Annotated in this window: 12 protein-coding genes and 1 pseudogene; 12 read left to right on the top strand and 1 reads right to left on the bottom strand. The window is 59.1% G+C overall.

Going from position 1 to position 12,952, the window contains the following annotated elements:
* The first annotated feature begins 134 nt into the window (after positions 1–134).
* The 9 genes from BG455_RS11485 (at position 135) to BG455_RS11445 (ending at position 9,309) form a co-directional block, all read left to right on the top strand.
* A complete protein-coding gene (locus BG455_RS11485) occupies positions 135–1,256 on the top strand; it encodes an MHYT domain-containing protein (protein ID WP_245735538.1) in 1,122 nt (373 codons plus the stop codon).
* Between the two features lie 167 nt (positions 1,257–1,423).
* Complete coding sequence (locus BG455_RS11480) at positions 1,424–2,278, top strand: FAD binding domain-containing protein (protein WP_071470154.1); 855 nt, start codon at positions 1,424–1,426, stop codon at positions 2,276–2,278.
* A gap of 11 nt (positions 2,279–2,289) precedes the next feature.
* Positions 2,290–2,781, top strand: a complete 492-nt coding sequence (locus tag BG455_RS11475) for a (2Fe-2S)-binding protein (protein WP_071470153.1) — start codon at positions 2,290–2,292, stop codon at positions 2,779–2,781.
* Positions 2,778–5,195 (top strand): aerobic carbon-monoxide dehydrogenase large subunit, encoded by a 2,418-nt coding sequence (locus BG455_RS11470; protein ID WP_071470152.1) that lies wholly within the window; start codon positions 2,778–2,780, stop codon positions 5,193–5,195. Before BG455_RS11475 ends, BG455_RS11470 begins: the two co-directional genes overlap by 4 nt.
* A gap of 50 nt (positions 5,196–5,245) precedes the next feature.
* Positions 5,246–6,124, top strand: a complete 879-nt coding sequence (locus tag BG455_RS11465) for an AAA family ATPase (RefSeq protein WP_071470151.1) — start codon at positions 5,246–5,248, stop codon at positions 6,122–6,124.
* Complete coding sequence (locus tag BG455_RS11460; RefSeq protein WP_071470150.1) at positions 6,121–7,308, top strand: vWA domain-containing protein; 1,188 nt, start codon at positions 6,121–6,123, stop codon at positions 7,306–7,308. Before BG455_RS11465 ends, BG455_RS11460 begins: the two co-directional genes overlap by 4 nt.
* Positions 7,305–8,141 carry an XdhC family protein gene (locus BG455_RS11455; RefSeq protein WP_071470149.1) on the top strand — a complete coding sequence of 279 codons (837 nt, stop codon included), beginning with the start codon at positions 7,305–7,307 and terminating at the stop codon, positions 8,139–8,141. Before BG455_RS11460 ends, BG455_RS11455 begins: the two co-directional genes overlap by 4 nt.
* A complete protein-coding gene (locus BG455_RS11450; protein WP_071470148.1) occupies positions 8,134–8,841 on the top strand; it encodes a nucleotidyltransferase family protein in 708 nt (235 codons plus the stop codon). Before BG455_RS11455 ends, BG455_RS11450 begins: the two co-directional genes overlap by 8 nt.
* 15 nt (positions 8,842–8,856) lie before the next feature.
* On the top strand, positions 8,857–9,309 hold the full coding sequence (locus BG455_RS11445) for an SRPBCC family protein (RefSeq protein WP_071470147.1): 453 nt from the start codon (positions 8,857–8,859) through the stop codon (positions 9,307–9,309).
* Positions 9,310–9,384: 75 nt separating this feature from the next.
* On the opposite strand, the gene BG455_RS17345 is transcribed toward BG455_RS11445, so the two are convergent.
* A complete protein-coding gene (locus tag BG455_RS17345) occupies positions 9,385–9,552 on the bottom strand; it encodes a hypothetical protein (RefSeq protein WP_170124799.1) in 168 nt (55 codons plus the stop codon).
* Positions 9,553–9,968: 416 nt separating this feature from the next.
* Here BG455_RS17345 and BG455_RS11440 point away from each other — a divergent pair, with 416 nt between their 5' ends.
* From BG455_RS11440 to BG455_RS11430, 3 genes and pseudogenes are all read left to right on the top strand, one after another.
* Positions 9,969–10,838 carry a tyrosine-type recombinase/integrase gene (locus BG455_RS11440; RefSeq protein WP_071470146.1) on the top strand — a complete coding sequence of 290 codons (870 nt, stop codon included), beginning with the start codon at positions 9,969–9,971 and terminating at the stop codon, positions 10,836–10,838.
* A 10-nt stretch (positions 10,839–10,848) separates the two neighbouring features.
* Complete coding sequence (locus BG455_RS11435; RefSeq protein WP_071470145.1) at positions 10,849–12,030, top strand: IS91 family transposase; 1,182 nt, start codon at positions 10,849–10,851, stop codon at positions 12,028–12,030.
* A gap of 410 nt (positions 12,031–12,440) precedes the next feature.
* Positions 12,441–12,952 (top strand): annotated as a pseudogene (locus BG455_RS11430) (IS5 family transposase); the annotation flags it as partial.

The raw sequence follows: 12,952 nt of genomic DNA, 5'->3' as shown, positions 1-12,952 counted from the left end.
AGACATTTTATATCCAGCACATCCGGGCGTGTGTTTAGGCGCCGCAAATTTCTGTCACCGATAGCAAGTGTTGCAAAAATCATCGATCCGGATAAGATAGTCGAATGCTTGAACATGGTCACAACCACTTTCTCATGGCCGCCGCATTCGCCGTTGCGCTGATGTCGGGTTTCACGGGGCTTTCGCTGACACGGGGCGCCTCGAAGATGGCGACGGGGCATCGCAAGCTGGTTGTGACACTGTCAGCGCTGTCGCTTGGCAGTGGCATCTGGTCCATGCATTTCGTTGCCATGCTGGGCATGACCCTGCCGGTGCAGTTTTACTATGATGCCCTGATCACCCTGATTTCCGCACTCGTTGCAATCTTGCTAACGGGTATCGCACTGTTGCTGGTGCATTTCGGAGCGCGTACGCCCCGGCGCATTACGCTGGCGGGCCTGTGTGTCGGTATTGGGATCGTTGCAATGCATTATATCGGGATGTCGGGCATAAAGGGGGTGCGCCCCGACTACTCCATGGCAGGCATCGCCATCGCGGTGGTCTCATCACTTATTCTGTGCGTTGCATCATTCTGGGTCTGTTATGGCAAACGCGAAAGCCGGAATATTGTCATCGGTACGCTGGGTTTCGGGGTTTCTGCCTTTTCGGTGCATTTCATTGCCATGGCAGGCACCCAGTTTATTGCGCAGGCCGGTGTCAGAGAGCCGGGCTTCTGGCTGGACAATGAAATCATGGGGCTGGGCGTCACCCTGAGTGCCTTTGTGATTTGCGGGGCGTTCCTTCTTGTCGGCGTCACCTTTAGCGAAGACCCGAAAACTGGGGCACAGCCCAGCGCAAGCCCTGCACATGGCCCTACAGGTGCCAGCGACGCATTTCTTCCTGCGCCCGCGACAGCTTTGGCCCCGCCATATGCCGAACAGTCGATTAGAAAGCTACCCTTCGAGAAGCACGGCCTGATTCACTTTGTACCAGAGGAAGAGGTGTTCGCCGTGCGGGCTGAGGGGCGCTATACGTCGCTGTTTCATGCCTCGGGGCGGTTGTTCTGTCCATGGTCGATTTCCGAGATAGAAGAACGCGTCAGCCCTGAAAACCTGCTGAAGTGCCATCGCAGCTATCTGGTCAATCTGGGGTTTGTGACCCGCTTCGAGCGGAGGAAAGACAACGGCCTGTGCTATTTTAAAGAAGGCGCAGCCCTAGCCGAAGCCCCTGTCAGCCGATCTTACATGAAAACCGTACGCAACCGGCTGGGTGTGTGACCCGTCTGCGACGACGCGTCGCAGACGGCGACTATCCGTAGCGCGCATTTCGTGCGGAATATTCGCATTTCGTGCGCGGACCCCTGCATTTCATGTAGTTTTGCTAGGAATCTAGGCTGCTCCTGAACTTGTATTCCGCGGAATACCAGCTTCAGGGAGGAGCGAAAATGATACCCGCTGCATTCGAATATCACCGCCCCGCAGACATTCGTGGCGCATTATCCATCTTGGTAGAACACGGCGATGATGCGCGTGTTCTAGCGGGGGGGCACAGCCTTATCCCGATGATGAAACTGCGCATGGCAGATGTGCCGCATCTGATCGACTTGCAGGACATATCGTCGCTGAAAGGGATCACGATCGAAGGCGGACGCATCACAATCGGCGCAATGACCACCCAGCACGAGCTGATTACCAATGACGCCCTGCACGCTGCGGCCCCTTTGTTGCGCGAAGCGGCCTTGCAGATTGCAGACCCGCAGGTGCGCTATATGGGAACCATCGGCGGCAATGTCGCAAATGGTGACCCTGGCAATGACATGCCGGGGCTGATGCAGTGCCTTGATGCAACATTCACGCTGGAAGGGCCTAATGGCACCCGCACCGTGCAGGCACGCGACTTCTACGAAGCCGCCTATACCACCGACCGCGACGATGCGGAAATCCTGACCCATATCAGCCTTGACGCCACCACTGCGGGCTACGCCTATGAAAAGCAGAAACGCAAAATCGGTGACTATGCGACAGCGGCCTGTGCTGTTCTGATCACCAAGGAAAACGGGGTTGTGACATCGGCCTCGGTTGCAATGACAAACCTGAGCGATGTTCCCGTCTTCTCCGAAGCGGCGGCAGAAGCCCTGATCGGGGGCACATGCGACACGGCGGCGGTAAAGGCCGCAGTTGCCGCAGCGCTGGCCGATATTGACCCCACCGAAGACAACCGTGGGCCAGTAAAATTCAAAATGCACGTCGCCGGGGTCATTATTGCCCGCGCGATCGAGCGCGCCTGGTCACGGGCGTGAGGGAGGACACAATGACAAAACAAATCCTGAAAATGACGGTCAACGGCCAGACAGAAGAAGTGCTGGTCGAACCGCGCGAATTGCTGGTCTATGTGCTGCGCGAAAAGATCGGCATGAAGGGGCCGCATGTCGGCTGCGAGACGTCGCATTGCGGTGCCTGCACTGTCGAGATCAATGGCAAATCCGTAAAATCCTGCACCATGTTCGCAGTGCAGGCACAAGGTGCCGAGATCACCACGATCGAGGGGCTTGGCACACCAGATGCGCTGCATGTTCTGCAAACCAATTTCAAGGAACATCACGGCCTGCAATGCGGCTTTTGCACACCGGGCATGATCACCCGCGCCCATCGGCTTTTGCAGGAAAATCCGAACCCAACCGAAAAGGAGGTTCGCTTTGGAATTGCAGGCAATATCTGCCGCTGCACCGGCTACCAGAACATCGTGAAAGCCATTCTGTCTGCTGCGGCAGAGATCAATGCATCCAAGGAGGCAGCACAATGAACGACATGACCCCAGAGCGCGACGCGCGGGTTGCCAACCTCAAAGGCATGGGCTGTTCGCGCAAGCGCGTTGAAGATGCGCGTTTCACCCAAGGGAAAGGCAACTATGTCGATGACATCAGCCTGCCGGGGATGCTGACAGGTGACTTTGTGCGCTCGCCCTATGCACATGCGCGGATCAAATCCATCAACACCGAGGCCGCAATGGCGCTTGAAGGCGTGGTCGCTGTCCTGACTGCACAGGATCTTGCGCCGCTGTCACTTCACTGGATGCCCACATTGGCAGGTGACAAGCAAATGGTTCTTGCCGATGGCAAGGTGCTGTTTCAGGGGCAGGAAGTTGCCTTTGTTGTCGCCAAGGATCGCTATATCGCGGCAGATGCGATTGAACTGGTCGAGGTAGAGTATGAAGAACTGCCCGTCATCGTAGACCCCATCAAATCGCTGCAATCCGATGTCGTGCTGCGCGAAGACCTTGATCCGAAAGCCCCCGGCGCGCATGGGCCGCGCAAGCACCACAACCACATCTTCACATGGGAAGTGGGCGATGAGGCGGGCACCAACGCGGTCATCGATGATGCCGATGTGGTTGCCGAAGCCTCGATGTATTATCACAGGACACACCCCTGCCCCCTAGAGCCTTGCGGTTGTGTTGCCAGCATGGACAAGGTGAATGGCAAGCTGACCCTGTGGGGCACGTTTCAGGCCCCGCATGTGGTGCGCACGGTCGCGTCGCTTTTGTCCGGCATTGAAGAGCATAACATCCGCGTCGTCTCGCCGGATATTGGCGGCGGGTTTGGCAATAAGGTTGGGGTTTATCCCGGTTATGTCTGTTCGATTGTGGCATCTATCGTGACGGGTGTGCCTGTCAAATGGGTGGAAGACCGGATGGACAACCTGATGACCACGGCTTTTGCCCGCGACTACTGGATGACAGGCAAGATCAGCGCCACGAAAGAGGGCAAAATCACTGGCCTGCATTGCCATGTAACCGCAGACCATGGCGCGTTCGATGCCTGCGCCGATCCGACGAAATTCCCCGCCGGTTTCATGAATATCTGCACAGGCTCTTATGACATTCCCATCGCCTATCTGGGTGTCGATGGCGTCTATACCAACAAGGCACCGGGCGGCGTGTCATACCGCTGTTCCTTCCGCGTGACCGAAGCGGTCTATTTCATCGAGCGCATGATCGAGGTTCTGGCCATCGAGATGGACATGGACCCCGCAGAGCTGCGCCGCATCAACTTCATCAAGAAAGAGCAGTTCCCCTACCAATCCGCTTTGGGCTGGGAATATGACAGTGGCGACTATCACACGGCTTGGGATAAGGCGCTGAAGGCTGTGGATTATGACGGGCTGCGCAAGGAGCAGGCCGAACGGGTCGAGGCGTTCAAACGCGGCGAAACCCGCACGCTGATGGGCATTGGCCTGTCTTTCTTTACCGAAATCGTCGGCGCAGGCCCTGTCAAGAATTGCGATATTCTGGGCATGGGCATGTTCGACAGCTGCGAAATCCGCATCCATCCGACCGGATCGGCGATTGCGCGGCTTGGCACGATCAGCCAGGGACAGGGCCACGCCACCACCTTCGCGCAGATCCTTGCCTCGGAAATCGGTATTCCGGCGGATTCGATCACGATTGAAGAAGGCGACACCGACACCGCGCCTTATGGTCTTGGCACCTACGGTTCACGCTCTACGCCGGTTGCGGGCGCGGCGACAGCCATGGCGGGGCGTAAAATCCGCGCCAAGGCGCAGATGATCGCGGCCTATCTGTTGGAAGTCCATGATGATGATGTCGAATTCGACGTGGATCGTTTCGTCGTCAAAGGCGCGCCAGAGCGGTTCAAGACCATGGGCGAAATCGCTTATGCCGCCTATAACCAAGCCATTCCGGGCATCGAGCCGGGCCTGGAGGCGGTCAGCTATTACGACCCGCCCAACATGACCTACCCGTTCGGGGCCTATGTTTGTGTCATGGATATTGATGTGGACACAGGCGTGACAGATATCCGCCGTTTCTATGCGCTGGATGACTGTGGCACGCGGATCAACCCGATGGTCATAGAAGGGCAAATTCATGGGGGCCTGACAGAAGCGCTGGCCGTCGCCTTGGGGCAAGAGATTGCCTATGATGAGATGGGCAATGTCAAAACCGGCACCCTGATGGATTTCTTCCTGCCGACCGCATGGGAAGTCCCGAATTACGAGACAGATCACACTGTCACCCCCAGCCCCCACCACCCTATCGGGGCCAAGGGTGTTGGCGAAAGCCCGCATGTGGGTGGTGTGCCCTGCTTCTCGAATGCGGTGCAGGATGCGTTCCGTCCGTTCGGCAACCGTCACACCAACATGCCGCATGACCATTGGCGCATCTGGCAAACCGCCAACGCGCTTGGCCTGCACCACTGACAGGAAGGGCGGGGTGCGCGCGCGCAATCGCGCCGCCCCGCACATAGCAAATGGCAACATGGACAGACATTCAGACCCGTCTTGCGGGAACAGGGTATATCGCCTCGGACGATCTGGCGATGGCGCTGCATATTGCGGTCTCGCTGGGCCGTCCGCTGCTGCTGGAAGGGGCGGCAGGGGTGGGCAAAACCGAAGTGGCCCGCGCCTTGGCAACGGTCCATGACACCGACCTGATCCGCCTGCAATGCTATGAGGGGCTGGACGCCAACCATGCGATCTATGAATGGAATTACCAGCGCCAGTTGCTGGCCATTCGTGCGGCCTCTGATGCTGGCGAAACCGGAGCGGACGTAGAGGCGCGTATTTTCTCGCAAGACTACCTGCTGGAGCGCCCGTTGTTGAAAGCGATCCGGCAGGAAAAACCGCCCGTGCTGCTGATAGATGAAATCGACCGCGCGGATGAAGAATTTGAAGCCTATCTTCTGGAAGTGCTGTCCGATTTCCAGATCACCATCCCCGAATTAGGCACCATCACCGCCAGCGCCCGCCCTATGGTGATCCTGACCGCCAATGGCACGCGCGATCTTTCCGACGCGCTGCGGCGGCGCTGTATCTATGCGCATGTCGAATACCCCGACAGGCAGACGGAACTGGCCATCCTTGCGTCACGCTGCCCGCAGGTTGAAGGGCATCTGGCCGCGCAGATCGTGGGCTTTGTACAAAAACTGCGCGAGGAAGAACTGGAAAAGCTGCCCGGCATCGCCGAAATGCTGGATTTCGCCGCCGCCTTGGGCGGGTTGGGGATCAAGGATCTTAGCGATGATCCGGCCGTCCTGCATGCAGCCCTTGCCACCTTGCTGAAAACGCAAACCGACCGCGCCGCAGTGCCCATTGAGGTTGCAGCCCGCATCGCAGGCAAGGCCGCATGAGCAAGGTTACCCGCTTCACCGCAGCCGACCCCGGCCCCGCCGCCCGTGTGGCAGGGTTTCTGGCGCATTTACGCGCGCATGGCTTTCACCTTGGCGTGGCAGAAACCGAAACCGCAATGCGCGCGCTGTCCTGTGTTCACCCCATCACCCCCAAGGATGCCCGCCTTGCGTTAAAGTCTGTCTGTGCCGGCTCTGGTGAACAATGCACGCAATTCGATCTGCTGTTCGATGCATTCTGGATGGCCGATGGGCGCGTGCGCCAAAAGATCATGCCCGCGCAACACGCAAGCCCCCCGCAGAATACCAACACCACCCGCACGGATGAAACGCAGCATTCAGGCGCAAAGGGCAGTCTTCATGCCCCCGAAGACGGCGCAGAGGGGCAAGACTCCTATGCCGAAGGGACCGGCAAACTGATTGCGTCCAAAGCTGGAAACCTGATGAAGAAAGACCTGCGCGAACTGGTATCCGCAGATGAGATCCGCGCGGCGGAACAGGTCGCAATCCGGCTGGGCAAGGCGCTGCGCGATCGCCGATCACGCAGGCAGATGGCCGCCCGCAAGGGCCGCACCATCGACCTGCGCCGCACCATGCGGCGCAGCATGTCCACGGGCGGCGAACCCTTGCGGCTGGTCTGGCGGCACCGCCCTGACAGGCCAGTCAAGATTGTCGCATTGTGCGATGTGTCCGGGTCCATGATGCATTACGCGCGGCCCTTTCTGGCATTTCTGGCCGGTCTGATGCGCGCCGACACTGCCAGCGACGCCTACCTGTTTCACACCCGACTGGTGCGCATTACCGATGCGTTGCGCGACCCCGACCCCTTGCGCGCACTCAACCGGATCACGCTTCTGGCCGACGGCTTTGGGGGCGGATCGCGGATTGCGGGCAATCTGCAACGCTTTGCCGACAGCTATGCGCGCAAATTTGTCGATGGCCGGTCTGTCGTGCTGATCTTGTCGGATGGGTACGACACGGATGCGCCCGGCAATATGGCGGGCGCGTTGCAGAAACTGCGCCGCCGCGGCTGCCGGATCATCTGGCTGAACCCTTTGAAAGGGTGGAAGGATTATGCCCCCATTGCCCAAGGAATGGCCGCAGCCCTGCCACATCTGGACGATTTCGCAGCGGCAGCAACCCTGAATGATCTGGCAGCCCTTGAACACAGATTGGCACGGTTATGAAACTCTCGCAGACGGAACACGCCAGACTTGAATCCATGATGCAATCGCTCAAGACCAAAGCGGTGCCTTTCGCGATGGCAACAGTGGTGCGCACCGTCAATGCCACATCTGCCAAACCGGGCGGCAAGGCCTTGCTGGACAAAGACGGGAACTTCCTGATGGGATGGGTCGGGGGCGGATGCGCACGCGGCGCTGTGGGCCGCGCCGCCCGCGAGGCAATCACCTCGGGCGAGCCTCAGTTTATCTCGCTGCGCCCGCAAGAATTGCTGGAGACCGAAGGCCTTGCCGCCGGAGAGCTACGCGATGGCGTGCGCTTTGCCCGAAACGGCTGCCCGTCCAAAGGCACCATGGATGTGTTCGTAGAGCCGGTTCTGCCCCTGCCACGGCTTACAATCTTTGGCACAGGTCTGGTGGCACTGGCGCTGGCCGAACTGGGCGTCAGGTTTGATTTCAAGGTCACGCTCTGCGCCCCTGAAGGGACAGCGATAGACGCAACCGAGACTTATGACATAGTACAGGGTTTTGGTAGCGCCACGGGCGACTATGTTGTGGTCGCAACACAGGGACAGGGCGATCTTGCCGCTTTGCGCGCAGCGCTAGACGCAGGGGCCATCTACACAAGCTTTGTCGGCAGCGCCAGAAAGTTCAGCACCATCGCGGCCAAGCTCAGCGCTGAGAATAGCGATTTTGTGGCCGGGCTTGAAAGGGTTCACGCGCCTGCGGGGCTGGCAATAAAGGCGATTACGCCGGATGAAATCGCGCTGTCCATCTTGGCGCAGATCACCCATATCCGGCGTAGCACACCAGACCAGCGGGGCAAGGCGCATGTCTGATGCCGTTGCAATCGTTCTTGCCGCTGGCTTGTCGCGTCGCATGGGCGAAAGTAACAAGCTGCTGCTTCATGTCGGGGATGAGCCTGTGGTGCGGCGTGTCGTAAAAGCCTGCGCTGGCGTGACGCACCGGCCTGTGCTGGTGGTCACAGGCCATGAAAGCCACGCGATCCGCCACGCATTGCAAGACCTGCCTGTCGAGTTCATCCAGAACCCTGATTTCAGTCAGGGGCAGATGACATCGGTCGATGCTGGCCTGCGGGCAGCCCCGCAGGCTGACAGCTATATCCTCGCCTTGGGTGACCAGCCCCACCTGAGGGTGGATCATCTGGCCCTGCTGCTGCACAGCCATAAGACCGAAGCAAAAGGCCGGATCACGATGCCATCGGTAAACGGGGTGAGAGGGAACCCGATCATCATTCCTGCCCGCATCAGGGCGCGGATGCTGGCGGACCCTGTCAATCTGGGGTGCCGCAACCTGACGCGGACACAGCCAGAACTGGTTCATAGCTTCCACACGTCGGAATCCGCCTTTGTCACCGACATTGACACCCCGCACGATCTGGAAGCCGCCCGCGCGCAGTTCAATGCGCCGCATAAGCTGCCACAAACCGCTTACCAGCGGTTCAAAAAATTCTTCCATCACCCGTTGAGCGCAGAACAAGCGGATGTTCTGGCCTCTGTCAAATTTCCCTGTTGTTAAGAAAAGGAACACATCGTGGAACTGAAGGACGAAATAATCATCAACGCACCACAAAGCGTGGTTTATGCCGCATTGAATGACCCTGAAATCCTGAAAGAGTGCATTCCCGGATGTGAGGAGTTGATCAAACACTCCGATACCGAGCTGGAAGCCAAAGTCGTGCTGAAAATCGGCCCTGTGAAAGCCAAGTTCAGCGGCACTGTTACGCTGAACCCCGAAGCACCGCCACAGCGGTTTTCCCTGACAGGCGAAGGCAATGGTGGCGCGGCAGGCTTTGCCAAGGGCGGCGCGGTTGTCGAACTTGAGCCGCATGAAGACGGCACTTTGCTGCGCTATGACGCACAGGCCGACATCGGCGGCAAACTGGCCCAGCTTGGCAGCCGGTTGATCCAAGGAACTGCGAAGAAACTGGCAGCGAAGTTCTTTCAGAACCTTGCAGATCGCGTCAACGCGGATGAAACCGCCTGAAGACGTGCTTCATTAAGGCGAACATGCGCTGGATATCCCAGCACAAAACGACGCGCAGATCGTCAAAGACAGGCATTACGCGCGTGAGGCCAGCCCCTCGATCAAGGGGGCTGGCCCGTTCATGAATAGCGAACACGCCGCAAGTTTACCGAAGGACAATTCTCCGATGAACTTGGGGCGCAAGCACAGTGAGATGCTGGAAGCGGGCGCCATCAACTCCATCAATGGCGCGACATGGGTCATTGCTCAACGGCTTCAGCGCGCTTGGCATCCCCATCAAAGATGGCATTAGGATGCATCTGTCTGTGAAAAGGGACATCTTGGCCATTACCTGATTTGCGTAACAGAATCGGCTTTCGCTATAAATTCAGGCCTTGATTACGGGTTTCCGCAAATCGCTAGAACGCCGATATTGTCCATACAGCCCATAAGCCAACGAGAGCAGACTGAATACAAGAAGTGTACCAGCTATCGGGCGTGTTGCGAGCGTCCAGAAATCGAAATTATTTGTCATCAAGCCCCGTCGCAGGCTTAGGGCCTGTGGACATTCAGGATTGAACGAACCCGCTGACGCGGGATGGGCGTCGCTATTGGCGGGAATGGCCTCCTGATGGGAAGGTTTGGTTGCTGAGACCAACCTTTGATCAGGAGACCATCCCATGGCAAATGCCACATCAGCGGTAAGCCCGCTGCGCCGCCGTATGATCGACGACATGACGCTTCGCAACCTGTCGCCGGCCACACAACGATCCTATCTTCATGCCGTTGCCAAATTTGCTCGCTACTTCAACCGATCACCGGATCAGCTGGGTCTGGAGGATGTCCGGGCCTTCCAAGTCTACCTGGTATCACAGGGTATTTCGTGGCCAGCGCTCAATCAGACAGTTTTTGCCTTGCGTTTTTTCTTTGGCGTCACGCTGAACCGGGCAGAGATCCCTGAGCGGATCGCCTATGCACGCACGCCGCGCAAGTTGCCGACTATCCTGAGCGCCGACGAAGTCGTGCGTTTCCTTGAGGCGGTGCCGTCTCTGAAGGCGCGCGCGGCACTGACGACGGCCTACGCCGCAGGGCTGCGCGCCTCGGAAGCGGTCAGTCTGAAGGTCACGGATATCGATAGTGACCGCATGGTGCTCCAGGTCCGCCATGGCAAAGGCGCCAAGGACCGCACGGTCATGCTTTCGCCACAGCTTCTCGGCATCTTGCGAACCTACTGGCGTCTGGCAAGACCAAAGGATTGGCTCTTTCCCGGGCGTGGCGACAAACCCATAGATGTGCAGGTGCTGCATTCCACCTGTCGGGCGGCGACCAAGGCGGCGGGATTGACCAAAAAGGTCAGCGTCCACACCTTGCGGCATAGTTTCGCAACCCATCTTCTTGAAAGCGGCGTCGATATCCGCATCATCCAGGTGCTGCTCGGGCACAGCAACCTGTCGACCACTGCGCGCTACACGCAAGTTGCCACGACGACGATCGCGAAGACGCAGAGTCCGTTTGATCGCCTGAGCCTTGAGGTGGTGGTGCCCGGTTGAAGTTCGCGCCATGCCACCCGCCTTGGAGGTGGCGGATATCATCCGTCGCCACGGTCCTGCCTACATTCATGCACACGACGGCCACCTCGGACGCGTGGAGCGCCGTGTCATGTCCGCGATCCAACTGTGCCGGACGGCCGCGCTTGGTGGACATGTCGAAGGGTGCCGGTCCTGCGGCGTGGTGCGTGTCGCCTATAATTCCTGCCGCAACCGGCATTGCCCCAAGTGTCAGGGCGCGGTCGCGCGCGACTGGCTTGAAGCTCGGGCAGGCGACCTTCTGCCGGTGCCTTATTTCCACGTGGTCTTCACGCTGCCGGCCGAGATCGCATCCATAGCCTTCCAGAACAAGAAGGTCGTCTACAACATCCTGTTCCGGACAGCCGCCGAGACGCTGCGCATCATTGCCGCCGACCCCAAACATCTCGGTGCCGGGATCGGTCTCATCGCGGTGCTTCACAGCTGGGGTCAGACCCTGAGTTATCATCCCCATCTCCATTGCATCGTTCCGGGTGGCGGCCCGTCACCCGATGGCACGCGCTGGATCGCCTGTCGTCCCAACTTCTTTCTACCGGTTCGGGTGCTGTCGCGCCTGTTCCGTCGACTGTTTCTTCACGCGCTGCGCACTGCCTTTGAGGCCGGGCTGCTACAGTTCTTCGGCGATATCGCCGGACTCGCCGCCCCGCAGGCCTTCGACCGGCTGATGACATCAGCCGGTCGTCAAGACTGGGTGGTTTATGCCAAACCACCCTTCGGCGGGCCAGATAAGGTGCTGGCCTATCTGAGCCGGTATACCCATCGTGTCGCCATCGCCAACTCACGTCTGGTCAGCATGGCAGATGCCAAGGTGACGTTCCGCTGGCGTGACTATCGCCATGGTCGTCGGCCCAGGACGATGACCCTTGATGCCGGAGAGTTCATCCGGCGCTTTCTTCTTCATACCGTGCCGGACAGCTTTCACCGTATCCGCCATTACGGCTTCCTCGCCAACGGGCAGCGTGCTGCCCGCCTCATGGCGTGCAGAGCGCTGCTGGCCGACCAGGCATCAGAAACCGAGATCCGTGCCAAACCCGCGATGACGGCGGCACCCGCTGCGCGGCCATGCCCCTGTTGCGGTCAATCAATGGTCAGGCTCGCCGTCTGGTATCACGGTCAAGCACCGCCCGAATGGCCATTCTGGAACGGCAGCTCATGAGCGCTCACGACAAACAAAAGATATCCCATCGGCGGCCCGCCTCCATGCGGACCAGCCAGATCGTCTACGGGCCAAGGCCCCGGTTGCGCCAGTTCCGGTCGCTCCGTGAGACCAGCGCCCAGCAAACTGGACCAGTTCAGCGGTCAATCACGGCCAGCCATGGCCCCGTCAGCCGACTGTTAGGCGCCGTTCATCCGCCCGCTCGCCCTCGCAGTTGTCACGCCAAGCCAACGCCGGAGCCACAATCCCCATAGCCCAAAACCACCCCGCGGGTTCGTTCAATCCGGCTTCAATGAGGTCTGCCGGGCAGCCGTGTGGCAGCATCAGCGTTGCGTCCGCAGACCTCACAGAACCCTCCAGATTCCCAAGCTGTCTAAAGTCTGATTCAAGCTTCCAAAATGGAGGTTTGAATGAACGAAGAGCGGTTTGTGTTGACGGATAAGGTCTGGGTCCGCCTTGCGCCCCACTTGCCTGGCAAGCAGGGCGAAGGAGGTGCGACGGGCAAGGATAATCGTCTGTTTCTGGAAGCAGTTCTATGGCGTGTGCGGACTGGGTTACCGTGGCGCGACCTACCTGCTGATTTTGGCAACTGGAACAGCGTGTTCCGACGGTCTCGCAGATGGGCTGAGGGTGGTGTATTCGAGAAAATTTTCAAGGAAATCAGCTGTACTCCCGATTTCGAATACGCAATGATCGACGGCACGATTGTTCAGGCTCACCAGAAGGCGAGCGGCGCAAGGGGGGGACTCAGGATCAAGCCATTGGGCGCTCGCGCGGCGGATTGACCACCAAGATCGTTGCTTTGGTCGACGCGCTCGGAAACCTGGCCAACTTCGTTCTCCTGCCCGGCCAGGCGCACGACATGAAGGGCGTCGAACCGCTCATCGATGGCGTTGCCTTCGGTGAGCTGCTGCCGGTTTCG

This window comes from Roseinatronobacter thiooxidans, assembly GCF_001870675.1.
Taxonomy (GTDB): Bacteria; Pseudomonadota; Alphaproteobacteria; order Rhodobacterales; family Rhodobacteraceae; genus Roseinatronobacter; species Roseinatronobacter thiooxidans.
The sequence above is the reverse complement of the archived record's forward strand: the minus strand, read 5'-3'. Positions and strand labels throughout refer to the sequence as shown.